The sequence below is a fragment of the Shewanella salipaludis genome (genome assembly GCF_012911865.1).
Classification (GTDB): Bacteria; Pseudomonadota; Gammaproteobacteria; order Enterobacterales; family Shewanellaceae; genus Shewanella; species Shewanella salipaludis.
The window spans coordinates 195,482-220,191 of sequence record NZ_JAAXYH010000002.1; the positions used below are offsets into that span (position 1 = coordinate 195,482).

Genomic DNA, 24,710 nt, shown 5'->3' on the forward strand with positions numbered 1-24,710 from the left:
TCTCCTTTTTCATTGGCGCGCAATCCAGAACAGGAGAATAAGGACAGGAGAGTAAATAGGGTTTACGCGACATGGCCACAGAGGCAAACAGGCATTAGCCAAAGCTGGCATTGACGAAAATAGATGTCGATTCTATATAATAAGGAAGCTGGGGTAAAAAGGGAAACATGAGGGAAATAACAAGAGAGTGGTGGTTCGTATCGGATTACAACCAATCGACTGACTGGTTAAAAGCCAACTGCCCTTTCTCTTACAAGAAGCGACTGAGCTAACGACCCATCTAGGTACTGCAATTTGTCTTTATCTAAGCTGAGATAAAGTGGTGGGTCGTGAAGGATTCGAACCTTCGACCAATTGGTTAAAAGCCAACTGCTCTACCGACTGAGCTAACGACCCATCTGGTATATCTCACTGATTTCAACACTTGAGTGTTCACTTTCAGCAAAGTGGTGGTTCGCATCGGATTACACCCAATCGACCGACTGGTTAAAGCCAACTGCCCTCGCGCTTACAAGAAGCGACTGAGCCAACGACCATCTAGGTACTGCGATTTGTCTTTATCTAAGCTGAGATAAAGTGGTGGGTCGTGAAGGATTCGAACCTTCGACCAATTGGTTAAAAGCCAACTGCTCTACCGACTGAGCTAACGACCCATCTGGTATATCTCACTGATTTCAACACCTGAGTGTTCACTTTCAGCAAAGTGGTGGGTCGTGAAGGATTCGAACCTTCGACCAATTGGTTAAAAGCCAACTGCTCTACCGACTGAGCTAACGACCCACTGATTTCGCACCCCGAACGGCCATGCCGCTCTGAGGGCGCCTATAATACCTTTTTCATCTTCTCATGCAAGCGCAAATTCCCGATTTTTTATCGTTTGCATGAAAAACAGACTAAGCGTCTGTTTTTTAGTTAATTAGCCTTTAATTGCGGCTAATTGTTGTTGTGCAATGCGGGCTGCAGCGCTGTTTGCATATTCTTTGACGACTCTGCGGTAATAACTTTTAGCCGCCGCCATATCACCGGTTTTTTCGGCGATCAGACCCAATTTAACCAGGCTATCTCCCCGCTTATTGGAGTCGCTAAAACGCTCGACCACAGTACTGAAAGCTTGCTTGGCTTCGGCGAACTCGCTCTTGTTGTAAAGCAACTGTCCTAACCAGTAATTGGCGTTGGCCGCATAGCCTGAATCCGGGTACTGCTTGATGAAGGCCCTGAATGCCGGAATAGCTTCATCATACTGACGCTCTTTCAGCACCAGGTTGACCGCATGTTCATAACTGGCGGTTTCCCCCAGACTGGAACTCGCCGCCGCACCGTTACCTGTGTCTACAGTGACAGATGTGGCAGAAGACTTGGCAGAAAGATTGGCAATTTCATCATACAACTGGCGCTGACGTTGTTGCATTTGGTTGATTTGGTAGTTCTGCTGCTCTGACAGCCCACGCAACTCCAGCACTTCCTGTTGCAGGGTATCCAGACGACGCTGCATGTCCAGCTCTGCTTGCTGGCGGGCCTTAATGATGCGCTCCAGCTTAGCGACTCTGTCGTTACCCGCGCCTGTAGCAATATCCTCAACGGGTGCGGGCGCTGCCATGGCAGCGCCCGTTCCCAAGAACATTGCCGCGATTAAAACGGCATGTTTCATTGTATTACTCCCCGAAATTCAATCTTAGTAAACTAAAACTGCACGACGGTTTTTACCAAAACCTTCATCGGTACGGGACATGTCCAGTGGCTTCTCTTCACCATAGCTGACGATACTCATCTGGCTGGGTTGCACACCCATGCCTTGCAGGTACTTGGCGACAGACTTGGCACGACGCTCGCCCAGGGCGATGTTGTACTCGGGCGTGCCACGCTCGTCTGCATGCCCTTCGATCAACACCCGCACGTTCGGATGCTCGACCAGATAAGTGCCATGGGCTTCCAGAATTTCAGCAAACTCGGTTTGCACTTCACTGCGGTCGAAGTCGAAGTAGATGATGTGCTCTCTTCTCAGTTCCTGTAACTTCAGACGTTGTTGCTCCGCAGGTGACAACACAGGCGCCACACCGCCGGTTTCAACACCACCCGTGCCATATTCAGTGCCGGAGGTACCACTCATGGAGCCAGATGCATCTGTTTCTGATTCAGAAGTTGAGCTACATGCACTGATAGCCATAATTGGAAGTGCTACCAACATAGCTTTTAACAACTTGTTCAGATCCATTATGTATTCCTTAATAAATGTTAGAGAAATGGGGACCAGGATGGTGATTTCACCTCGCCCTGACCTACTGGCAATCTTGCCTTGAAGCGACCATCCATTGAAACTGCGGCCAATACCTGCTTGCCTTGATGCGTCGTACCATAGATCACCATGGTACCGTTGGGGGCCACACTCGGCGACTCATCCAAACGGGTCGACGTCAGCACCTGCATGAAACGGCTTTCCAAATCCATACGGGCAATGTTGAACTTGCCATTGGTACGGTTCACCATGATGATGCTGCGGCCATCCGGGGTTATCGAACCACCCAGATTCCACTCGCCTTCAAATGTCATACGTGACACTTTGCCTGAGTCCAAATGTACGCGATATAACTGAGGTTTACCACCCCGCTCAGACGTGAATAACAAAGACTTACCATCGGGAAACCAGGCCGGCTCTGTATCTATGGCGTAGTGATTGGTCACCCGCTTGATGGCCTTAGTGGCTATGTCGATCACATAAATCTCCGGCTGACCGTCCTTGGACAGGGTCACTGCCAACTTTTTCCCATCGGGAGAAAATACCGGTGCGCCATTGATACCGGGAAAGCTGCTCACCTTGACTCTGGTCTGGGTGTAGAGATCCTGAATGAAAATCTCGGCTTTCCTGTTCTCGAAACTGACGTAGGCCAGGCTGCGACCGTCCGGTGACCAGGTCGGAGACATCAGGGGCTCGGGTGAACGCAGCAGCATCTGCTCGTTGTAGCCATCGTAATCGGCGATCATCAACTTGTAGGGAGATTTGTCACCATGATTGACCACCACATAGGCGATACGGGTCAGGAAGGCACCACGAATACCCGTCAGTTTCTCGTAAACGATATCGCTGATCCTATGCCCGTATTGGCGGAATTGCGCGGCGCTGAGCACAGTTTCCCGGCTGTCGAGCAGAAAATCCCTGGGGATTTTAGTGCCGGCCGCCAGTTGCTGTTGCATCTTAACCAAGTCGACCAGATCGAAGGTCACCAGGTACTGATCCGGGCCATAGGGCTTAATCGCCCCCATCACAGCCGCCTCGGCGGTCACACCGGCCCACGCCTTGGGCGAGAAACTGCTGACGGCGCCAATATCACGCTGTGGCAATGCCAGCTCGTCCACGGGCTTGAAGCTGCCGCTGCGTGCCAAATCCGACATCACCACATCGGAGATCTGTTGCGGCACAGGGCCGGTTCCCTGCCATACGAAGGGCACTACGGCGATGGGACGCGCCGCGTCCACCCCTTCGGTGATAACTATGTCCAACGCCGCTTGTGCCGACCAGGCACCCAGCACGAACAACAGTGCCAACCCTCTTGCCAAGATTTTCATGGGACTCCTTTAATTGAATTCCGGTGATACGGTTAAATTGATTTCTTTGAGTTGACTATACACATTCGCATCGCTCGATACAGGTAAACGTCCCGCCTTGTTGATCGCCGCTTTCGCGGCACGGCACACCACAGGATCGCCATCGAGTGTTTGACTGGCCGTCACGAAGCCATCATGGGCCAAGCGAATGAACACCCGGCAACTCTTGCCCCGCATCGACTCATCGATCAACAGGTTACGTTGAATCGTCGCCATGATCATCGCTTTATACTTACTGACTTCACTCAGCACTTGCCTGTTGCGGGTCTGCGACAGTGCCGCCTGCTCGGCGGCTAAGGCTTCGGCCATCTCACGTTCCTGCTGCGCCCTGGCTTCGGCCTCGGCTTTACGCTTACGTTCTGCCTCTTCCTTCTGCTTACGCTCCGCGGCGGCCTTGGCCGCCGCAGCCTCTTCGGCCTTACGTTTCTCGGCCGCCTTCTTCGCCGCCGCTTCGGCCGCCTGGCGCTCCTGTTCTTTCTGCTTGCGTACCGCCTCGGCTTGTTGGGCCTTTTCCTTTTCCTGCTGCTCTTTCAGTTGCGCCGCCTTGGCCGCCGCATTGGCTTTCTGGGTCTCGACTTCCTTGAGCTTACGTTCGGTTTCCAGGCGCTTGATCTGTTCCTGCTCCCTCTCCCTGGCCTTTTTCGCCTGCTGAGCCTTGCGTTCCAGCTCGGCCTGACGTTCCTGCTCCTTCCGCTCGCTGGCGAGCTTCTGCTGCTTGAGCCTTTCGACCTGCTCGGCGACCTTCTGTTGATCTACTATCACGGCCTGAACCGCGGGGGCACTGGCCTGTGGCGTGGGCTCAGGTTTCTCGGAAAAATCGATACCCAAGGCCAAGATCACTATCACACCCAGATGCAGGCCGGCAGAAATCGTCAGTGGGATGGTAAAACTCGTGTTATCGGCCACCTACTTCTTCTCCTTGGGGGAATCTGTCATCAGGCCGACCGAGGGCACGCCTGCGCCTTGCAATGTCACCATCAACTGGATCACTTTATCGTAGGCTATGCTTCTGTCGGCCTTGACCACCACGGGACGTTCGGGTTCGAGCTGGATGAGCGCCGCGACCCGCGTCGCTATCTCTTCCAGATCCAACACTTCGTTGTTGGCACCGCCACCCATGTTGAGAAAATAATCCCCTTCGGCATCGATAGAGGCCACCACAGGCGGCTTGCTGTCTGCCGGCAATTTTTCGGCCCGGCCCTGCGGCAGGTCGACCTTGACCCCCTGGGTCACTATCGGCGCCGTCACCATGAAGATAATCAACAGCACCAGCATCACATCGATATAAGGCACCACATTGATTTCCGCAACGGGACGGCGACGTTTACGCTGATATCCTTGCATCACGCTTCATCCTTTTCAGAATATGCCTGGCGATGCAAGATGCTGGAAAACTCTTCCATGAAGTTGGCATAGGCCATTTCCAACTTGTCGACCTGGGTCGAAAAACGGTTATAGCCGATCACCGCCGGAATAGCGGCAAACAGACCCATGGCGGTAGCGATCAGCGCTTCGGCGATCCCGGGTGCCACCATGGCCAGAGTGGCATTTTCGACGGCTCCCAAGGCGATGAAGGAGTTCATGATCCCCCACACGGTACCGAACAGGCCTATATAGGGGCTGGTCGAGCCTATGGTCGCCAACAGCGGCAGATGGGTCTCCAGCTTTTCCATTTCCCGCGACAGGGTCACCCGCATGGCGCGTGAAGTGCCATCCATCACGGCATCCGGTACCCGGCCATTGAGCTTGGTCAGGCGCGAGTATTCCTTGAAACCTGTGACGAACAGGGACTCGAGCCCGGTATTGCCTTCGGGACGGGCAGACAATTCCTTGTAGAGGCGGTTAAGGTCGACGCCGGACCAAAACTTGTCCTCGAAACGCTGCGACTTGCTTCTGGCCCCCGTCAGCAGCTTACGCCGCTGCAAAATAACGGCCCATGACATGATGGACAGGCTGAGCAAGGCCAGCATGACGAACTTCACCAACAGACTGGCTTGTAAAAATAATCCAATAAACGAAATTTCAGCTTGCACCGTTAAACTCCTGCACAATATTGAGGGGAATGGCCCGGGGACGCATACGCGAGAGCGCGACACAGGCAACCAACACAGTGCCCTCGCAATAACAGATCCCTGAGTCATCGATCAGACGCTGCTGGAACACCAAAGACGCCTTTTTCAACTCTATGACCTTAGACTCGACGATAAGGTTCTGTTCAAATTTCGCTGCCCGGCGAAAATCTATCTCGGAGCGGCTGACAACGAAGGCGATATCATCGGCCAACAACAGCGTCTGACTCACCCCCATGGCCTTGAGCCATTCGGTTCTGGCACGCTCAAAAAACTTGAGGTAGTTGGCGTGATATACCACACCACCCGCGTCGGTATCTTCGTAATAAACAGTTATGGGCCAATGAAACATAATAAGAGGACAGCAGATTTGAATGATCGAATAGAGGCTTACTATACCTAGACAAGCAGCACTTGTGAATGATCCCACCCAGATATAGTCACAAACCACCGCCTTTCAACTTTCACAGCCCCCTAAGCCCAAAAATAAAGGGGCCCTGGGCCCCTTCATTAGCTTATAAAAGCCTAGCTGTATCGCTACTGAACCAGACTTTCGGGCAATGCCAGTTGAAAGTTATGCCACAGGAAACTGTAGATATCGGCAAACTCATCTATCTTCATCGCCGTTGGCTTGCCCGCGCCATGACCTGCGTTGGATTCGATACGCATGATGACGGGTGCCTCGCCCCTTTGTTGTTGCTGCAGCAGCGCCGCAAACTTGAAGCTATGCAGAGGCACCACACGATCGTCATGATCCGCCGTCATCACCATGGTCGCCGGATAGTGGCGCGGCTTGATGTTGTGATAAGGCGAATAGGCCAGCAAGGCCGGGAACTGTCCAGCATTATCGGCACTGCCGTATTCGCTGGTCCAGGCCCAGCCTATGGTGAACTTGTGGAATCTCAGCATATCCAGCACCCCGACGGCGGGCAGCACTGCGGCAAACAACTCGGGCCTTTGAGTCACAGCCGCCCCCATCAAGAGGCCGCCATTGCTGCGACCATAGGCCCCCAGTTTTGTGCTGTTGGTATATTTTTCGGCTATCAGGTACTCGGCGGCGGCAAAATAGTCGTCGAACACGTTTTGCTTCTTATCGAACATCCCCGCCTGGTGCCAATCCTCACCGTATTCGGCGCCGCCCCTCAGGCTGGGCACGGCATAGATACCGCCCATGTCCAGCCAGGCTATGTTGGCCGGACTGAAGCGTGGGGTGATGGAGATCCCGAAGCCGCCATAGGCGTACAGCAAGGTGGGATTATTGCCATCGCGCACCATGCCCTTCTTGTATGACAGCATCATGGGCACCCGGGTGCCGTCCTTGCTGGTGTAGAACACCTGCTTAGACACATAGTCATCCGGGTTGAAGACGACCTTGGGCTTGGCATAGAGGCTGGACTCCCCCGTCTTGAAGTCGAACCTGTAGGTGGTTTCCGGTTGCACATAACTGTTGAAGACATAGTAGAAATAGTCTTTGTTGCGCTTGCCGTAGGGTCCGGCGATCTTACCCTTGCCCGGCAGCACCACATCCTGACGTTTCACACCGCCCATGCTGTAGATGCTCAGCTTGCCCAGCACATCATGCAGGTAGCTGACGACCAGATGATCGTTGATCAAGGCAACCGAGCTGATGGGATCTTCCGACTCTGGGACCAGTGTCAGCCAATTGGCCTTAGCGGGCCTGCGGGTGTCGATGGCGATGATCTTGCCATTGGGTGCCGCCAGGTTGGTCTTGAAATAAAATACCGTCTTGTCGTTGCCCAGAAACTGATACTCGGCTTCAAGATCGCCGATCAGCTCCACCACGGGGGAATTGGCTTGGGTCAGGGAGCGGTAGAAGAAACGGTTGCTGCTGTCCGTGCCCTGGGAAACGGACAACAGCAGGTAGTCGCCCTGCTCGGAGACTTCTATGCCGAAGCCCCAGTCTTTATTCTGTGGACGCTCGTAAACGAGCCTGTCCTGCGCTTGTGGCGTGCCTAACTTGTGGTAATAGACCTTCTGGTTGAAGTTGACATCGGCCAGCAAGTCCCCCCCTGCCGGGGCATCGTATCTGGCATAGAAGACCCCCTGGTTATCATGATCCCAAACGGCGCTGGAAAATTTGATCCACTGCAACTCATCCCTGAGCGGCTTGCCTGTGCCGATATCAATGAAATGCCATTGCTGCCAATCCGAGCCCGAGGCCGATACCCCATAGGCCAATATCTTGCCATCGTTGCTGACGGAAACGCCCGACAGCGCCACTGTGCCGTCGGCGGACAAGGCATTAGGATCCAGCAACTGATGTTCCACGCCATCCACGCCTTTGACATACAAGACAGATTGCGCCTGCAGGCCGTCATTACGGTAATAGAAGCTGCGTTTGCCCTGTTCGAACGGCGCCGAGACTTTTTCATAGTTCCATAACTGGGTGATACGTTCGACCACAGCTTGTTTGCCGGGGATCTTGGTCAGATAGGCCCGGCCCAAGGCTTGCTGGGCTTTAACCCAGGCATCCGTCTCCTGGGTATTTTCTTCCAGGTGACGATAGGGATCCGCGACAGCCACCCCATGAAGCGTCTCCATCAATTCAGAATGCCGCGCTTGTGGGTACTGTGACTGTTTTACCGCATCTTGTGTCTCTTGGGGCCCCGCCTGACATCCCGCCAGAACGAGCCCTAAGCCCAGGGTCAACAAGCCTCGCTTGGCCATAGTGCCTGTCATTATCATATTGCCTTGTCCTTTTCGTTATTTTGGCCGATACCGCTTTGTCGGTGAATACTATACAAGTAAACAAAATCAAGGCAATAACACAAAAAACATTTGTTTAGGCCTTAATCTACGCAATTTTGCAATAAAGGACTAACAACCATGAATTTTATAAAGTGTATTTTTATGCTTAAAATATGCTTAACTAGACAATAGCCAGCCAAACCAGGCGTCACAGCCGACATGGTTAAACGTAAAGGATTAGTTTTACTAATTCGAAAGGGTAATTTTTCTAGTTTGTCTCTGTCGTTGCCAGACACTAGAATGAGCTTGTTTTCAGAAACCTCTGCTTGCAGACGGTGAAAACAAAGAACTTTAACCTTGGTGTGATCCCATCACCTCAAGGTGTTCCCTGGTTCTTGTGCTTGACTTCCTTCCTTCAATTTGTTGATTGCAATGCAATATTTTTGCGGCCCGCTTATCTAAGCGGGCTTTTTTTTTGCCAGCCAATTACCCTATGCCAGCCAAATAAAAACCCGGCACCATCATTGAATGCCGGGTCGAGTGTCTACCACTGTGTGTCGTTGCGGGGCGCCCCGAGTCAGCCTCACATAGGCTTGCTGATGCGTACCACCACTCTGCGGTTGCGGGCGCGCTCATCAATTTCGCCATTGGACGCAACATGACGGCGCTCACCATGCCCTTCCGTGTGGATCCGCTCCTGGGGGATGCCCTTGGCAACGAAATAGCCTTTCACCGTCTGTGCCCTTTCCTCCGAGACTCTCTGGTTCACCGAGCGGCCGCCGAAGCTGTCGGTATAGGCATCGACCAGGACGAGTTCCACCTGGGGATCATAGGATAAATACTCCTGCACCCGCGACAACTGTTGCTTGGAGAAAGGCGTCAGCTCGGTGCCGCCCGCCTCGTAGTTGAGCACGGTAAAGGCGATATCATCGAAACTGTAAGGTAACAGGCTCGCCAGACAGGACTTGAACTCACGGTAGGTGCGGCCAAAATTGGCGGCCGACAGGCCAACGGCGATCTTGTTGGCCTCATTATGCCAATCGGCATAGTAAAACGTCGGCTCCATGCCCCGCTCCAGCTCGGCCAACATGGACCAGGCCGCCTTCTTGGGCACCTCGCCATTGAAGTACCTCTGATACTTGAGTTGGGTGATCTCTTTGGACTCGACACCCGGGCGCCAACTGGGAGCGCGGCTCATCAGCGTCGCCCGGGTAACGGCATCGGGTTTGACCCACATGTCCAGGGTGAAGTTCAGCTCGAGGTTTTTACTGGCTCTACTGCTGAATACCGCCTTGCCGTAGGCGGGAATATTATGTTCCAGACGGCAGGCAATAGGCGAACTCTGGCTCATACGCCACTGGGACTCCCCCAGGGAAGCCACATAATGTCTCAACTCGGCCGTCGCCGTTAACGGCAAGCATAGAGCCGAGACCAGTAATACTTTTCGCCACATACGCAGTACTCTCAATAAATCGGTCACAAAGCTATATCGGCAATCTTTTTCATTCCTTTAGCCTACTAAACGCGCAATCGCACATGACACCCGGAAGGAGTTTGCGCATAATAGCCGCTTGCTAATTCTTTCGGGTATTTTAATGAGCAATATTTGCGACGCCAACAAAATGAAACACAGATTTCGGGGTTATTTTCCTGTCGTCATAGATGTAGAAACTGCAGGCTTCAACTCCCAAACCGATGCGTTGCTGGAAATTGCTGTCACCATGCTGAAGATGGACGATGAGGGTGTGCTTGCCATAGACAAGACCTTGCACTTTCATATCGAGCCCTTCGAAGGCGCCAACCTGGAGCCGGAGGCATTGGCCTTCAACGGCATAGATCCCACCAACCCCTTGCGCGGCGCCGTCAGCGAGAAAGTGGCATTTTTAGAGATCTTCAAGCAGGTCAAGAAGGCGCAAAAAGCCGCCGACTGCCATCGCAGCATCATAGTGGCCCACAATGCCGCCTTCGATCATGGCTTCGTCAGTAAGGCCATAGAACGCTGTGAGTTGAAACGCTCGCCCTTCCACCCCTTCGCCACTTTCGACACAGCTACCCTGGCGGGACTCGCCATAGGCCACACGGTTCTGGCTAAGGCATGCAAGATGGCCGGCATAGACTTCAACAACAGCGAAGCCCACTCGGCATTATACGATACGGAAAGAACTGCCGAGCTGTTCTGTTACATAGTCAATCGCTGGAAAGCGCTCGGTGGCTGGCCCATGCCGGTGGAGAGTACCGACGACTCGGATGAGAAGGCCACCCGCACGGCGGACAAGACGGCTGAGCGCACCGAGGACATGGAAACCGCCGGTTCAGAGACACGGGTCAATTCTGAAACAACGAGCTAACGCCTGAGCGCCAGGTCTAAGCTCTCATCGAGTAAGCTCTCATGGGGAAAGTTCCCATGAAGCGCCCATAAAAAAAGCTGCCGAGGCAGCTTTTTTTATGCAATCTCGACTTACAGCTCGGCAGCATTCTCAGCCAGGTAAGCGGCAACGCCTTCTGGATTAGCGCTCATGCCTTTGTCGCCTTTTTCCCAACCGGCAGGGCAAACATCGCCGTGCTCTTCGTGGAATTGCAGTGCATCTATCATGCGCAGCATTTCGTCGACGTTACGGCCCAGTGGCAGATCGTTAACCACTTGGTGACGAACCATGCCTTCTTTGTCGATCAGGAATGAACCACGGAAGGCCACACCTGCTTCTGGGTGCTCAACATCGTATGCCTTGCAGATCTCATGCTTAACGTCGGCAACCAGAGTGTACTTAACTTGGCCGATACCGCCTTTCTCTACCGGCGTGTTGCGCCATGCGTTGTGGGTGAACTGAGAATCGATAGACACACCTATCACTTCAACACCACGCTTGGTGAACTCTTCCATGCGGTGATCGAATGCAATCAACTCTGATGGACAAACAAAAGTGAAGTCCAGTGGATAGAAAAAGACTACCGCAGTTTTTCCCTTGATCGCTGCAGACAGGTTGAAGCTGTCGACGATTTCGCCAGAACCCAGTACCGCTGCTGCATTGAAATCGGGTGCCTGACGGCCTACTAATACGCTCATTTTATATCTCCATCTATGAATTGAACTAAGGATAAGACATTAGCCTTCGAAGTCTCAACGCATTATAAGTGGTGTGTTAAGCCTTACAACCTATTTAGGATTAATATCGTTATTTTCAAGCCATTCCCGCACCGGCTGGCCAAGGAAGCGCCAACAAGACCACACAAATTAAAGTGCTATAAAATGATCTGCATCCCCATGGACGAATGCCGGCCCTATCCAGGGACTTTTTCCGTCACTTGCGCCGGCAAACTGGACAAGTAACCGCATTAACGGCAAGAATAGCGCCCTCGTGAAATAGAATAAGAATTTGCCTATGAATGCCGTCGTAATTGCCGTCTGTTTAATGCTCGCCCTCAGTATCGCCAGGGTCAATGTGGTTATCGCCCTGACCGTCAGCGCCCTGGTGGCCGGCCTGATTGGAGGCTTATCCCTGCATCAGACGATCGACGCCTTCAACCTGGGCTTGGGCGGCGGCGCGCAGATCGCCCTGAGTTACGCCCTGCTCGGCGCCTTCGCCGTGGCCCTGTCGCACTCAGGCCTGACAACCCTGATCTCCAACGCCATCATCCGCCGTTTGGGCCGCGCCCCCGATGCCGCCGGCAACCGAGCCATACGCTATCTGCTGTTGCTGGCATTGCTGGCGATGTCGGTGGCGTCGCAGAACGTTTTGCCTATCCACATCGCCTTCATCCCCATACTGATCCCGCCACTGCTGCATGTGATGTCCAGACTCAACCTGGACAGACGCCTGGTGGCCTGTGTGCTCACCTTCGGTTTGGTGACCACTTACATGGTGCTACCGGTCGGTTTCGGCGGCATCTTCCTCAACGACATACTGCTGGCCAACCTCAACACCAATGGCCTCAACGCCGTCAGCGAGCAGGTGCCGCAGGCCATGTTGATCCCCGCCCTCGGCATGTTGGTCGGCCTGCTCATCGCAGTATTTATCAGTTACAGAGCGCCACGCAGTTACGATGAGGAAAAGATCCTCAGTGCCGAACCCGAGGAGAGCCTTAACCGGCGCAACCTCATCATAGCCGGCGTCGCCATAGTGGCCACCTTGGTGGTGCAACTGGAGACAGATTCGATGATCTTCGGCGCCCTGGTCGGCTTCATGATCTTCAGCCTAGGTGGCGCCCTCAAACATGTGGCCGGCGAAGATATCTTCAATCAGGGGGTGCGTATGATGGCCAACATAGGTTTCATCATGATCGCCGCCGCCGGCTTCGCCGCGGTAGTCAAAGACACGGGCCAGGTTGCCAGCCTGGTAACCTCCCTTGGCGAGCTCATAGGCGACAACAAGGCGCTGGCGGCCTTTCTGATGCTGCTGGTCGGGTTGCTGATCACCATGGGCATAGGTTCATCCTTCTCCACCATCCCCATCATAGCCACCATCTATGTACCACTGGCGCTGAGTTTCGGCTTCTCTGTGCCGGCGACCATAGCCCTGGTCGGCACGGCCGCGGCACTGGGGGACGCCGGCTCACCCGCGTCGGATTCGACCCTGGGCCCCACCGCAGGACTCAATGCCGACGGTCAGCACGACCATATACGCGACAGCGTGATCCCCACCTTCATCCACTACAACATCCCGCTGTTGGTATTCGGTTGGGTAGCAGCCATGGTTTTATAGCTCAAACGCTTTTTTAGCTTTGGGCTTCAGCTCGATGTTGCAGCGCGAGTGCTGTTATCAAGCGACCGAGAGAATAAAATCAACGTAAGGCATACGAAGCAGCCTCGGCCCCTTCGTATGCCTGACGGGCTATTCGCTACGCCGCTAGCCCCAGCGTTTGCCGAGCCCCTCCAGCCCCGCCATCGCCATGTCCTCCGGCGTCATGGCTGTGTGGAATTCACACTTGGCGTTGAATTTGAGGAACAAAGGTTCGGCAATGGCTGGGATCTGAGCCGCTTCCTTGAGATCGACAACCAGGGTGCCTCCCCGGCAACCGTTTGGGGCATAAAAGTACACAGCCTCCGGCTTGATATCATCCAGGATAGATTTCATGACCTCGTCTGCGGTGCCTTCACGTACCAAGGTATTAAAAGGTTCGAGCGGGAATTCAAAATTTATGATGGTCTTCATCAGCTTATCCTAGGTTTATTGTGTTGGTTGGCGGATAGATACACAGGTAAGTGACCCAAGCGATAGGCATCGCCAGATCAAAGTATAATCCAGCAAAAACGCCTTCCCCGGATTTCTGCCGAATCCCCGCAACACACAGGAGCCGACAAACCACAGCCGATGAAGCTTAGGTGGAGACGCTAAGGACGCTAAGCAGGTATCGGCTATTGGGTCGCTACCGGCTCAAGAGGAAATAGATAGGAGGAAATAGGTAGGATAAGAAAATACAAGGGCTCTAAAAATGCAAGCGCCATATCCCAATTGGGATATGGCGCCAGTTATTTGGGCGAGTCTCACTGCTTCAGGTTTAGGGTCTAAGAACAAGTCCCCCAAGCCACGCCATCCTGACTGCACTCTTTGAGATAGGTGCCGTCATCATGATAACTCAGGCGCTCCCACTGACCGGTAGAATATTTATCTATTTGGATCCGGTTTCCATGGCTATCATCGGTCGAACGCTTGGACCAGGCTTCATACCTGGAGTTATCCACAGCGGTATCGAACTTATACTCCAAGGTTTCAAAATGCGCGATCAACTCACTGAAATCGAGTGGTTGCGCCTTATCTTCAAGTTGAGTCCAGTCCGGTAAGGCATAGTAATCGCTCTGCGCCTCACCGACATCAAAGCGCGCATCGTAGTCAATGCTCTGCGCCTTATAGCCGACGTAGAAATATCTTCTTGGATCGCGAACAAGACCGTCATTCACACAATCTTCCACGGTATCCGCCTGACCGCCGGACGAACCATTGTCGAGCTTATAACTGACACCATCCTTGATTACCGACACAGCCTCACTGCTCGAGCAAGTGTAAGGGCTGTCATCACCGCCTTGGCTGGCGATATCGTGGGTAATGCTCAGCTTGCCGGTACCCCAGGTTTTTTCACTTTCCTTACGCAGATAGATGGGCCTGACTTCCTGGCTTAGGTCGTCTGACATCTTCACCAGTTCGCTCGCGAAGCCATCGGGTAACCAAACTGCCGTCTGACGGTACCAGGCATCCGGGTAGGCACCCTGGTTGTCTGTTTCGCTGCCCTGGAAATACTCCACCCGGATATAGCTGGCGTCCGGATACTTGGCCTTGGCTGTCGCCATGAAGACATAGCTTGCCTTCAAGCCCTTGACTATGTTCAGTGCCAATTGCTTGGTGGCATCATCTTCGGCATGAATAAAGTCCGCGAAGATGGTATCGGCCGCAATATTATAATGGGCGACTACGTTTCTGATGGCCTCATCCAACTTGGCCTGAATGCTATTTCTTAGCTCAGTATTTTCCTTCAGCGCGTTGCAAGATGCGGCGTTGCTGTTCTCCTTGGCCAAGTCTGCCTTAACGACATCCGCCAGCACAGTCGTCAGCGGCGAGATATTGAAAATGGCCTCATCTGTCAGTGGCGACAGGCGCGCAGGCAACATCATCTGATAGGCTTCAGTAACCGGGCCAGTATCCTCATCCAGTGCGCCGACCGGCACATCGACATAAAGGTTGCTGTAGGAGATGCATTCTTTCAGCTCCTCCGGCAGTTCCAGGTTGTACTCCCCGCCGGCTTCCGAAATCGTTTTGGGCTCAGACTCATCGAATACACCGTTGCCATTGATATCCAGCCAAACGGTCGCACCCGAGACATAGCCATCGATCACCTTACCCCCTATGTTAGTGGCTACAGGTGGTGGCGTAACAGGTCCAGGGGACTCTGTCGTGCCCGAACCGCCACAACCGCTCAACAAGCTGCTTGCAATAATGCAAGCCAAATACAGCTTCTTTCTATCCTTGATCATTACTTCTCTTTCTCCATTCTAAATGGCTATCTGGGTTTTATGATATCTGTTGCCAATAATCATCGGTCTTCAACGACCATAGGCTGACAATGACGAATTATCTTTATGACGGCCCGCTTAAGTTAGCTGTAGATTGCCATGCGATGCTGTTACGGCTGCAGCACGCTTTTCCGGCTACGGATTATGCCGCGCCGAAAAACCAACAACTTCACAACAAAAAGCCGTGCTTGGCCGTCATTTGGATGTGTGTTTACGCATCATTAGCGTAGAGCGCTGACTATAATGACTTTTTATCTTTAACACAATGTTAAAAATATGAATTAAATAGCATTCAGAATCATGGATTATACGAGTAATGCCTAAGGGGAATAAATAATGGGCTTGTCTGGGCCCCTGCTCTGCCTATTTATGCCTGTGGCATCCAGATGACTTAATAAGTTGGAATAAAGGAGTCAAACACCGGAGAAGGTTTAAGACCATGAAGGCTCTGTATGGCGACGAATGAGAATCAACCTGGGTTGTAGGAAACATTTACCCTGATATTAAGAAAGGGAGCCTAAGCTCCCTTTCTCATCTCAGTCCGGTGCCGAATGGATCGGTACAAATTACTTGGTACCGAAGATCTTGTCGCCGGCATCACCCAAGCCGGGCAAGATGTAGCCCTTGTCGTTGAGGCATCTGTCGATGGCGGCAGTATAGAGTTCGATATCCGGATGAGCCTTTTCCAACGCGGCAATGCCTTCCGGCGCCGCCACCAACACCAGGGCTTTGATCGACGTGCAACCACGCTTCTTCAGCAGATCGACAGTGGCTATCATGGAGCCGCCGGTCGCCAGCATAGGGTCGACCACCAGGGCGATACGCTCATTGAGATCGCTGGCCAGCTTCTCGAAATAGGGCACAGGCTCCAGGGTCTCTTCGTCGCGATAGACGCCGACCACAGAGATGCGGGCGCTGGGAATGTGTTCCAGCACACCATCCATCATGCCGAGGCCGGCACGCAGTATGGGCACTACTGTGACTTTCTTGCCTTTAATCTGATCCACTGCCACGGGGCCATTCCAGCCTTCTATGGTGACAGTTTCGGTTTCGAAGTCGGCAGTCGCTTCATAGGTCAACAGGCTGCCTACTTCGGCGGCCAATTCGCGGAAACGTTTGGTGCTGATGTCGCCCTCACGCATGAGACCTATCTTATGGCGCACTAAGGGATGCTTAACCTCGACAACTTTCATTTCTCTCTCCTGCTTTCGTTCGATATATTTTAGGCAAATTTTGACGATCTTAGTCGATTTGTTCACGTCATAAAACAGAAAGTTTTACTTATCAGGCCAATCGTGAACTCAGTCGCATCAATTGCTTAAATGTAACACCAAAAATGCCGGCCCGAGCAGGATAAATCCAAATCATGGCTTCCGAGCCCCAGTACAAACTGGTAGAATACCGCCGCATAAAATCCAATAACGATGTACCCGAGAGGATCCTCCGTGAGCACTCCTACCCCACTGAGCTATAAAGATGCCGGCGTTGATATAGATGCAGGCAATGCGCTGGTAAGTAACATCAAAGCCGCAGTAAAACGTACCCGTCGCCCGGAAGTCATGGGCAACCTGGGTGGTTTTGGTGCACTCTGTGAGTTACCTACTAAATACAAGCACCCAGTGCTGGTATCAGGTACCGACGGCGTTGGTACTAAACTACGACTGGCGATTGACTATAAGAAACATGACACAGTCGGTATCGACCTGGTCGCCATGTGTGTCAACGACCTGATAGTTCAGGGCGCCGAACCCTTATTCTTCCTCGACTACTACGCCACCGGCAAGCTGGATGTCGCCACCGCGACTTCCGTGGTCAACGGCATAGGCGAGGGTTGCTTCCAATCCGGTTGTGCCTTGGTCGGCGGTGAGACAGCCGAGATGCCAGGCATGTATGAAGGCGAAGATTACGACTTGGCCGGTTTCTGCGTCGGCGTGGTCGAGAAGGCCGATATCATAGACGGCACCAAAGTCGCCGCCGGCGATGCCCTGATCGCCCTGGCCTCCAGTGGTCCTCATTCCAACGGTTATTCTTTGATCCGCAAGGTATTGGAAGTGAGCCAGGCGGATCCGCAGCAAGATCTCAATGGCAAGCCATTGATCGAACACCTGTTGGAACCGACCAAGATTTACGTGAAATCCTTATTGAAACTGATTGAAGCCTCTGACGTTCATGCCATGGTGCATATCACAGGCGGCGGTTTCTGGGAGAATATCCCAAGGGTATTACCGGAACATTGCAAGGCCGTCATCCAAGGCGATTCATGGCAGTGGCCTGCGGTATTCGACTGGTTGATGCAGAACGGCAACATAGCCGAGTACGAAATGTACCGCACCTTTAACTGTGGTGCCGGCATGGTCGTCGCCCTGCCAGCCGATAAGGTCGAAGCCGCATTGGCGTTGCTGGCCGCCGAAGGCGAGCAAGCCTGGCTCATAGGCAACATTGCCGCCCGCAATGGTGACGAAGAGCAAGTGGAGATCATCTAATGCCGAACAGCTGTCGCGTTGTGGTATTGATCTCCGGCAATGGCAGTAATCTGCAGGCGATTCTCGATGCCTGTGACGATAACCTGCTGGCCGACGTCGTTGGTGTCATCAGCAATAAGCCGGATGCCTATGGCCTGGTGCGCGCCCATCACAGCGAGGTCGATACCAGTTGCGTGATAGCCGCCAAGGGCGAGAGCCGTGCCGAATATGACGCCCGTCTGAGCGCCGTCATAGACGATTATCGCCCGGATCTGATAGTGCTGGCGGGTTTCATGCGCATCCTGAGCGCAGACTTGGTCACTCGCTACCTGGGGCGGATGATCAACATACATCCATCCTTGTTACCCAAGTACATGGGCCTGGATACCCACCAGAGAGCCATCAATGCCGGCGACAGCGAACACGGCGCCAGTGTGCACTTCGTCACCCCAGAGCTGGATGCCGGCCCTGTGATCCTGCAGGCCAAGGTGCCCGTCTATGAGGGTGACAGTGTCGAACTCCTCGCCGAGCGGGTACATGAACAGGAACACGCCATCTATCCCTTGGTGGTTAAATGGTTCAGCCAAGGCCGGCTGCGGATGCAAGACGGTGTCGCCTACCTGGACGACCAACCGATAGGCCCAAGCGGCTACGCACCTGACTGAGGCTCTGCCTGCAACGTCGACAAAGAGGCCATCAGGCCTCTTTTTTATTGCTCGTTTTCCCTTTCCTCCCCATTGCGCCAGTTAACACCCAACGCCCAAGAATAATTCAGCTGAGGATTGTTTTTAGCCCGGATTTGGCTTTAGATACATTAAGGTTCTCAATGGATTTGGCAGGGATAACGAGATGAAGAATATTATCTGTGATATCGATGGCGTGTTACTGCACAATAACAAGCTGATCCCCGGCAGCGACACCTTTATTCACCGGATACTCGCACAAGGCAATCCCCTGGTGCTGCTCACCAATTACCCGGTGCAAACCGGCAAGGACTTGCAGAACCGCCTCGACGCCGCCGGGATAGAAGTGCCCGAGGCCTGTTTCTACACCTCGGCCATGGCCACCGCCGATTTCTTAAAACACCAACAAGGCAGCAAGGCCTTCGTCATAGGTGAAGGCGCCCTCACCCACGAGCTCTATAAGGCGGGCTTCACCATCACAGATATCAACCCTGACTTCGTCATCATAGGGGAAACCCGCTCCTACAATTGGGACATGATCCACAAGGCGGCGGGTTTCGTCGCCAACGGTGCCCGCTTCATCGCCACCAACCCTGATACCCATGGTCCGGCCTATAGCCCGGCCTGTGGCGCCCTATGTGCGCCTATCGAGCGCATCACCGGCCGCATGCCCTTCTACATAGGCAAACCCAGCTCCTGGATAATACGTTCGGCGCTCAACCATATCGACGGTCACTCTGAAGACACTGTCATCATAGGCGACAACATGCGCACCGACATTCTCGCCGGCTTCCAGGCGGGCCTGGAAACCATACTGGTCACCAGCGGCGTCAGCAAGCTCGAAGACATAGACAAGGAGCCCTTCAGGCCGAATCATATCTTCGCCTGCGCCGGTGATATCGATGTGGTGTAGAGCTAATGTCTGACTGTGAACCAGAATTCCACCACAGATACCAAGCCTCAGTTCAATCAGCATCATAGGCGAGACCCGCTCCTACAACTGGGGCATGCTCCATAAGGCGGCGGGCTTCATTGCCAGGGGGGCGGGCCTCATAGCCTGCGGCACTGTTACACCAATGACACGCAGCCGGTTCGTCCCTGAATGCGTTACGACCAAGTCCCTTTCGTCGAAGGTCATTGGCGCAACAATGCCTACCCCGAAGTCTCACTTTGAAATTGCAGCTCACAGCCTTGCCCGCAGTGACTCATTCGCTGATGTGTCACGGTTAGATTGGTATTAGCCAATCACTTGCCGTGGGTGCAGTGCAGGATACCAAAGAGTGACAAGGGTACTGGCGCCGCAGTGTCAGCGTGAGCTTCTCTTCGATTCACACTATCAATTGCAAGATATTTCCCCTTGCACAGGGATACCTATCTCTGCCAAGATGCTGATTCAAAGAGATAAATCAAAATTCAGGGACGAAGCACATCACTTCGCCCCGTGCGGTAGCCATGGCATTTTGCTCAAATCCACGGCCCCTACTGGACGAAATACTGAATGAAATGCTGGTATAGCTGGTAATCTATGCCGAGCATAGACTGCTTACACTCTGGTTTATATACAGCATTATTGGGATTGCCAAAAAATCAAGCACGCTTTGCCAACCAAACCATTGAACAAAATAAGAAATACCAGTAACTTAATCTAAAAGTGATTGTAGATAACAGGCACAGATTAAAGTGATAACACGCCCACACGCTTTGCACTGGTCTGAAGGCGAAAACGTGCCGCCAAGGCAACGGAATGAACTGCTTCATTCCGTTAGTTGAAGCCGAAAGGCCTCCGGCCTGCCACGCGGTGATAAAAACGCATGCGCGTTATACAAAGGTTAAATTTCTAGAGGTATTCTTTGAGATCTGAAATTCTGAAGTTCTTCTCTGAAAAAATTGACTCTATAGAGGGCTGTGATGGTGGAGGATTACAATTCTCTTTACCTCCATTTGATTTAAAGCCTAAAGATTTTTTGTCCTTTTCTGAGTTAGATCTTAATAGTGAAAATACTCAGCATAGTTTGGTTAATGCTACTAGCAATCTGAAAAGGGCTATGGACTGCGAACTAGATACACTCATGTTCGTCTTAGGGTTGGATGATTTTTATAGAAAAAAGCGACTCGGCATTGAGAAGAAACTTGGATTTCTGAGACGTTCTGAAATATTTAAAGCAACTTCACTAGATAGATTAAATAAATTACGAAACAGGCTCGAACACCATTACGAAATACCAAACTTAGAAGATGTGGAAGTATATTATGATTTGGTAACAGCGTTTATTTCTATTGGAGATAGCTTTTTATATAAATTGAGAAGTGTTAGTGTAGTTAGCTTGAGTTATATCGACAGCAATTTTAAGACTGCTGCTGGCTCATCAATTTGCTTGCAGTCCCCTAAAGTTGAACTCGACTTATTTAATGAAGGGAATAAGAAAAGGAGTAGCTTTTGTATAGAGCCAAATAAGAAAGCTACGGTAGAGAGCTTAAACAATTTCGCGTACCTCTTAAAAGTGAATCTACTAATGGGGGATTTCTACTACGGAAGTATTTCTAAAGATGAGTTTATTTCGTCTCTTGAAAGTGAAATTTAACAAGTTTATCAATCATCACCCTAAAGGGCTGGAGGATCCCCTCATAATCCTGGCATGCCTCCGGCATGAACTCGCTTGATCTATTCCAGCATTGTCCGACGAAAAGTCGACTCTTTAATCTGACTCTTTTTAACTTAAATGTTAGCTCGCCGCCGGACTTCTTTCCCAAGCCGGACGATTGATAATACTGCCCTGCTACGTATCATGTTGGCCTGAAAATGCCGTTGTTAAGCAAGGCTTCTGTGGCAACCACCAGAGAATTAAGGCGTTTTGATGCTTTCTTCGTGTTCAAGAGTGAGGGCATTGCATTTTAAGTAAATAGTGCGGAATTGATTAGATCAAACAACACCATGCGTGTCTACTAATTTGAATCTAAAAGGAATTACCTGGGGATTCGCTAGAGCAAGGCGTTAGCATCTCCGATTAGTTGTCGAGGCGCATATTGAAAGAATTAACTCCACGGGAAAGGTCAGAGATATTGACGAGTTTAGGCAGGCTTCTGGCGCAAGCTTGGTCGAAGTAGATAGTTATCTGTCTGGTGAGTGGGAGTGGTATGAGCTTTGGGATTACAATTTTGATTTGGTAGTGTCATCGTCAACAAACTGCGGTTGCAAATTTGAAGGTCTGAGAGCATCTGGTCGGCGTAAAGGATATCCCAGAAGTATTCATGATCTAAAGCGCTTAGGGTTTAAGTTCACTTTGATCCGGGGAGATGGCAATTGGTATGTCGACGCGTATTATCAGTGTTCCTGCGGTCAAAAGTGGAAAGAGGTATTTGTGGAAGCAATGCAATACAACGGGAATCATGCTCACCCGATTAGTGATGAAGATTTCAGCTCATCAACGTAAAATGTAAGTAGCTTGTCGAAGGCACGAATGTTGATGGTAATGGTGCCGTAATAGGTTACAGTATCGCCAATAGTGTCAGAAACCAGAGCAACATCAGTCATTTCCTTGTGTATGTCCAAACCGATGAAAAGTGTGTTAGATTTTAACATGTCGACCTCCTGTGGTGTTTGCCTACTGGACTGAAAGACATCAAACAGTGTGGCTCTGGTTTTGCCTGTCTCAGGAGAATCAGGATAAAACGCGCAGGCCGACACTTGCACAGGGAATCATTATGTCTAGGGGGAATGATGTCTGAAACAGTCATGGTGTCTTTGATTGCGGGATCGGTCTCACTAATAGTTGCTCTTTTTGGTATATTAGCGACACAGATCCAATATAGAAATGCCTTAAGAAAAATAAAAATAGATCTTGAGAATAAATACACTGAAAGGCTATATGAAGAGAGGATAAATATTTACCCTGAAGGCTTTCGGATTGCGAGTAGGATAAGGAAATTGAGAAAGCCAGAACTAATAACACCAAAACATGTACAGGAGGAAATATTAAAAGAACTTAATATATGGAGTGAAGGGAGTGCAGGATTATATTTATCAAATAATGCAATAGATGCTTACTTTAAGCTTCGAGAGGCTTTGGCTAAAAATCCGGGCAATGGAGAATTCTATACCGAAATCCAAGCCGATAATCTCTGGAAGGCTAGGTCAGAGTTTAGGAAAGCATTACGTGAAGATATTGGTAATCTACATAAGTAACTCCCCTAGCAAGTTGCAGCACTTCAGCCGCTTTGCGGCTCGGACCTCCACAAGCTACGCTTGTTCCGGCCGGTGTGCAAAGCGTTAGTCCCAAGGATTCGGCATAAGGCAACATAAGCTAACACTTTTACACACAGGAACTCTGGCAAACACGGGCGTCGTGTTTCATCATAGCCGCCATGTTTTAACCCGAACCTCAACGATTACAATAGGATTAACCTATGCGATGTCTTTATCCTCTCTGGGCCGCCGCCCTTCTCTGCGCCTGCAGCCCGAATGAATCCGCAGTCAGTCCCGCCAACCCAAATAAAGCCAGTCCAGTTAGAGCCAGTCAGGATCTAGCCGGCAACACCTTGGTCGAATTTGACGAAGCGCGTTTTCGCAGCGACATCCAGGCCTTATCTTCGGATGAATTCGAAGGCCGCGCGCCTACGACCCGGGGAGAGCAGCTTACCCTGGACTACCTGTCGAAGGCCTTCGCCGACATGGGACTTCAAGGTGCCTACCGGGGCAGCTTTCTGCAACCCGTGCCCATGGTGAGTTACACCGCCAGCGAGCAGCAGACAATCCGCATCGCGGATCTGCCGTTGCAGTACCGCAAGGACATAGTGCTCAGCAGCCGCCACGATAACGGCGGCATAGATATAGCACATGCGCCGCTGGTGTTTGTCGGCTATGGCGTCAATGCCCCCGAGTACCAGTGGAATGACTATCAGGGGCTCGACATGAAGGGCAAGATAGCCGTGATCCTGGTGAACGACCCCGGCTTCGCTCGCCCGGACTCGGGCAAGTTCAACGGCAAGGCCATGACCTATTATGGCCGCTGGAGCTATAAATTCGAGGAAGCCAGTCGCCAGGGGGCACTCGGCGCCTTGATCATTCACGACACGGCTCCGGCCTCTTACCCTTGGTCCGTGGTGGAGAACAGCTGGACCGGTCCCCAGCAGGATCTGGTGCTCAGCAAGGCCGAGCGCGACAGCCGGGTGCAGGTCGAAGGCTGGCTGACGCTGGATGCCGCCAATCGCATCTTCGACAAGGCAGGCCTGTCGCTGCCGAGCCTGATGGCACGCGCCGCCGACGGCCCAATACACCAAGGGCTCCAACAGACCGCCAGCATGGCATTCACCAACCAGGCGCAATATGCCACCAGTTACAATCTGGTGGCAACCCTGCCCGGCAGCACCAAGCCAGATGAACAGATACTCTTCACCGCCCACTGGGATCACCTGGGCAAGGATGAGACCAAGGAAGGCGACAAGATCTACAACGGTGCCCTGGACAATGCCTCGGGCACGGCCGGCATACTGGAAATCGCCCGCCAGTTTGCCCAACGGGCCAAACAAGGCCAAGGCCTGCAACGCTCGCTCACCTTCATCGCCACCACAGGTGAGGAGCAGGGCCTGCTGGGCTCCCGTTACTACGCCGCCAACCCCATCTATCCTCTGGCCAAGACGGTGGCGGTACTGAACCTGGACAGCACCAACGTCTATGGTCGCACCCGGGATTTCACCATAGTGGGCAAGGGTAAGTCTGAGTTGGAAGACTATCTGGTCGAGGCCGCCAAGGGACAGAACCGCATCGCCATGGGAGAGAAGAATCCGGCCTCCGGCGGCTTCTTCCGCTCGGATCATTTCAGCTTCGCCAAGTTCGGTGTGCCGGCCGTCTTTGCCGGTGGCGGCAGCGAGCCTCTGGACCCTGCGACCGCCAGCTATAAGGCGCAGATGGAGGCGAAGATGAAGGGCTGTTACCATAATGCCTGTGATGAATATCGTGAGGACTGGGATCTGAGCGGTGCCTTGCAGGACATGCAAGTCTACTACCAGGCCGTCGCCAAGCTCGCCGACTCAGACCAATGGCCAGGGTACTACCCCGATACCGAATTCTACAGTCTGCGCCCGGCCAGCAAGCAAGCCGCACGCTAGCTGCACATTTATTGCTGCATTTATTGCACATTTACTGCAATAGCTAAGCATGAGCCCGCCGCTGCGGGCTTTTTTTTTT

Annotated in this window: 22 protein-coding genes and 3 tRNA genes; 8 read left to right on the plus strand and 17 right to left on the minus strand. The window is 52.4% G+C overall.

Annotated features, from left to right (window positions below; translation table 11 throughout):
• Positions 1–320 precede the first annotated feature (320 nt).
• From HC757_RS03785 to HC757_RS03840, 12 genes are all read right to left on the minus strand, one after another.
• Positions 321–396, minus strand: a tRNA-Lys gene (locus HC757_RS03785).
• A gap of 181 nt (positions 397–577) precedes the next feature.
• Positions 578–653, minus strand: a tRNA-Lys gene (locus tag HC757_RS03790).
• Between the two features lie 51 nt (positions 654–704).
• A tRNA-Lys gene (locus HC757_RS03795) sits at positions 705–780 on the minus strand.
• A 136-nt stretch (positions 781–916) separates the two neighbouring features.
• Positions 917–1,648, minus strand: a complete 732-nt coding sequence (ybgF, locus tag HC757_RS03800) for a tol-pal system protein YbgF (RefSeq protein WP_169562976.1) — start codon at positions 1,646–1,648, stop codon at positions 917–919.
• Between the two features lie 24 nt (positions 1,649–1,672).
• Positions 1,673–2,212, minus strand: a complete 540-nt coding sequence (gene pal, locus HC757_RS03805; protein WP_169562977.1) for a peptidoglycan-associated lipoprotein Pal — start codon at positions 2,210–2,212, stop codon at positions 1,673–1,675.
• 20 nt (positions 2,213–2,232) lie between these two features.
• Entirely contained in the window at positions 2,233–3,561 is a 1,329-nt protein-coding gene (tolB, locus tag HC757_RS03810; RefSeq protein ID WP_169562978.1) for a Tol-Pal system beta propeller repeat protein TolB, read from the minus strand.
• A 9-nt stretch (positions 3,562–3,570) separates the two neighbouring features.
• Positions 3,571–4,506, minus strand: a complete 936-nt coding sequence (gene tolA / locus HC757_RS03815) for a cell envelope integrity protein TolA (protein ID WP_169562979.1) — start codon at positions 4,504–4,506, stop codon at positions 3,571–3,573.
• Positions 4,507–4,947 carry a protein TolR gene (gene tolR, locus HC757_RS03820; protein WP_169562980.1) on the minus strand — a complete coding sequence of 147 codons (441 nt, stop codon included), beginning with the start codon at positions 4,945–4,947 and terminating at the stop codon, positions 4,507–4,509.
• Positions 4,944–5,633 (minus strand): protein TolQ, encoded by a 690-nt coding sequence (gene tolQ / locus HC757_RS03825; protein ID WP_169562981.1) that lies wholly within the window; start codon positions 5,631–5,633, stop codon positions 4,944–4,946. Before tolQ ends, tolR begins: the two co-directional genes overlap by 4 nt.
• Positions 5,623–6,024 carry a tol-pal system-associated acyl-CoA thioesterase gene (gene ybgC / locus HC757_RS03830; protein ID WP_234233311.1) on the minus strand — a complete coding sequence of 134 codons (402 nt, stop codon included), beginning with the start codon at positions 6,022–6,024 and terminating at the stop codon, positions 5,623–5,625. Before ybgC ends, tolQ begins: the two co-directional genes overlap by 11 nt.
• Before the next feature lie 182 nt (positions 6,025–6,206).
• Positions 6,207–8,369: a prolyl oligopeptidase family serine peptidase gene (locus HC757_RS03835; RefSeq protein ID WP_425313946.1), complete on the minus strand. Its 2,163-nt coding sequence runs from the start codon at positions 8,367–8,369 to the stop codon at positions 6,207–6,209.
• A 592-nt stretch (positions 8,370–8,961) separates the two neighbouring features.
• Positions 8,962–9,831, minus strand: coding sequence for a flagellar protein MotY (locus tag HC757_RS03840; RefSeq protein WP_169562984.1), 870 nt, complete (start codon positions 9,829–9,831; stop codon positions 8,962–8,964).
• Positions 9,832–9,973: 142 nt separating this feature from the next.
• Here HC757_RS03840 and rnt point away from each other — a divergent pair, with 142 nt between their 5' ends.
• Complete coding sequence (gene rnt / locus HC757_RS03845; protein ID WP_169562985.1) at positions 9,974–10,726, plus strand: ribonuclease T; 753 nt, start codon at positions 9,974–9,976, stop codon at positions 10,724–10,726.
• A 110-nt stretch (positions 10,727–10,836) separates the two neighbouring features.
• Here rnt and HC757_RS03850 read toward each other — a convergent pair whose 3' ends face one another.
• Complete coding sequence (locus HC757_RS03850; protein ID WP_169562986.1) at positions 10,837–11,442, minus strand: peroxiredoxin; 606 nt, start codon at positions 11,440–11,442, stop codon at positions 10,837–10,839.
• 316 nt (positions 11,443–11,758) lie between these two features.
• Here HC757_RS03850 and HC757_RS03855 point away from each other — a divergent pair, with 316 nt between their 5' ends.
• Positions 11,759–13,078 (plus strand): Na+/H+ antiporter family protein, encoded by a 1,320-nt coding sequence (locus tag HC757_RS03855; protein ID WP_169562987.1) that lies wholly within the window; start codon positions 11,759–11,761, stop codon positions 13,076–13,078.
• A 144-nt stretch (positions 13,079–13,222) separates the two neighbouring features.
• Here the strand turns inward: HC757_RS03855 and HC757_RS03860 are convergent, their stop codons facing one another.
• The 3 genes from HC757_RS03860 to upp form a co-directional block, all read right to left on the minus strand.
• Positions 13,223–13,528 carry a panthothenate synthetase gene (locus HC757_RS03860; protein ID WP_169562988.1) on the minus strand — a complete coding sequence of 102 codons (306 nt, stop codon included), beginning with the start codon at positions 13,526–13,528 and terminating at the stop codon, positions 13,223–13,225.
• A gap of 353 nt (positions 13,529–13,881) precedes the next feature.
• Positions 13,882–15,342, minus strand: coding sequence for a hypothetical protein (locus HC757_RS03865; protein WP_169562989.1), 1,461 nt, complete (start codon positions 15,340–15,342; stop codon positions 13,882–13,884).
• 605 nt (positions 15,343–15,947) lie between these two features.
• Positions 15,948–16,574, minus strand: coding sequence for a uracil phosphoribosyltransferase (upp, locus tag HC757_RS03870; RefSeq protein ID WP_169562990.1), 627 nt, complete (start codon positions 16,572–16,574; stop codon positions 15,948–15,950).
• Positions 16,575–16,826: 252 nt separating this feature from the next.
• Between upp and purM the strand changes: the two genes are divergently transcribed.
• The 4 genes from purM (at position 16,827) to HC757_RS03895 (ending at position 21,108) form a co-directional block, all read left to right on the plus strand.
• On the plus strand, positions 16,827–17,864 hold the full coding sequence (gene purM / locus HC757_RS03875; protein WP_169562991.1) for a phosphoribosylformylglycinamidine cyclo-ligase: 1,038 nt from the start codon (positions 16,827–16,829) through the stop codon (positions 17,862–17,864).
• Complete coding sequence (gene purN, locus HC757_RS03880; protein ID WP_169562992.1) at positions 17,864–18,508, plus strand: phosphoribosylglycinamide formyltransferase; 645 nt, start codon at positions 17,864–17,866, stop codon at positions 18,506–18,508. Before purM ends, purN begins: the two co-directional genes overlap by 1 nt.
• Positions 18,509–18,692: 184 nt before the next feature.
• Positions 18,693–19,439 (plus strand): HAD-IIA family hydrolase, encoded by a 747-nt coding sequence (locus HC757_RS03885; protein ID WP_169562993.1) that lies wholly within the window; start codon positions 18,693–18,695, stop codon positions 19,437–19,439.
• Between the two features lie 937 nt (positions 19,440–20,376).
• On the plus strand, positions 20,377–21,108 hold the full coding sequence (locus HC757_RS03895) for a hypothetical protein (protein WP_169562994.1): 732 nt from the start codon (positions 20,377–20,379) through the stop codon (positions 21,106–21,108).
• A gap of 809 nt (positions 21,109–21,917) precedes the next feature.
• Here the strand turns inward: HC757_RS03895 and HC757_RS03900 are convergent.
• Positions 21,918–22,106, minus strand: a complete 189-nt coding sequence (locus tag HC757_RS03900) for a hypothetical protein (RefSeq protein ID WP_169562995.1) — start codon at positions 22,104–22,106, stop codon at positions 21,918–21,920.
• A 138-nt stretch (positions 22,107–22,244) separates the two neighbouring features.
• On the opposite strand from HC757_RS03900, the gene HC757_RS03905 reads away from it, so the two are divergent.
• Positions 22,245–22,709, plus strand: a complete 465-nt coding sequence (locus tag HC757_RS03905) for a hypothetical protein (protein WP_169562996.1) — start codon at positions 22,245–22,247, stop codon at positions 22,707–22,709.
• Between the two features lie 221 nt (positions 22,710–22,930).
• The gene (locus HC757_RS03910) at positions 22,931–24,631 is read left to right on the plus strand and encodes a M28 family metallopeptidase (protein WP_169562997.1); all 1,701 of its coding nucleotides are present in this window, start codon (positions 22,931–22,933) and stop codon (positions 24,629–24,631) included.
• Positions 24,632–24,710 lie beyond the last annotated feature (79 nt).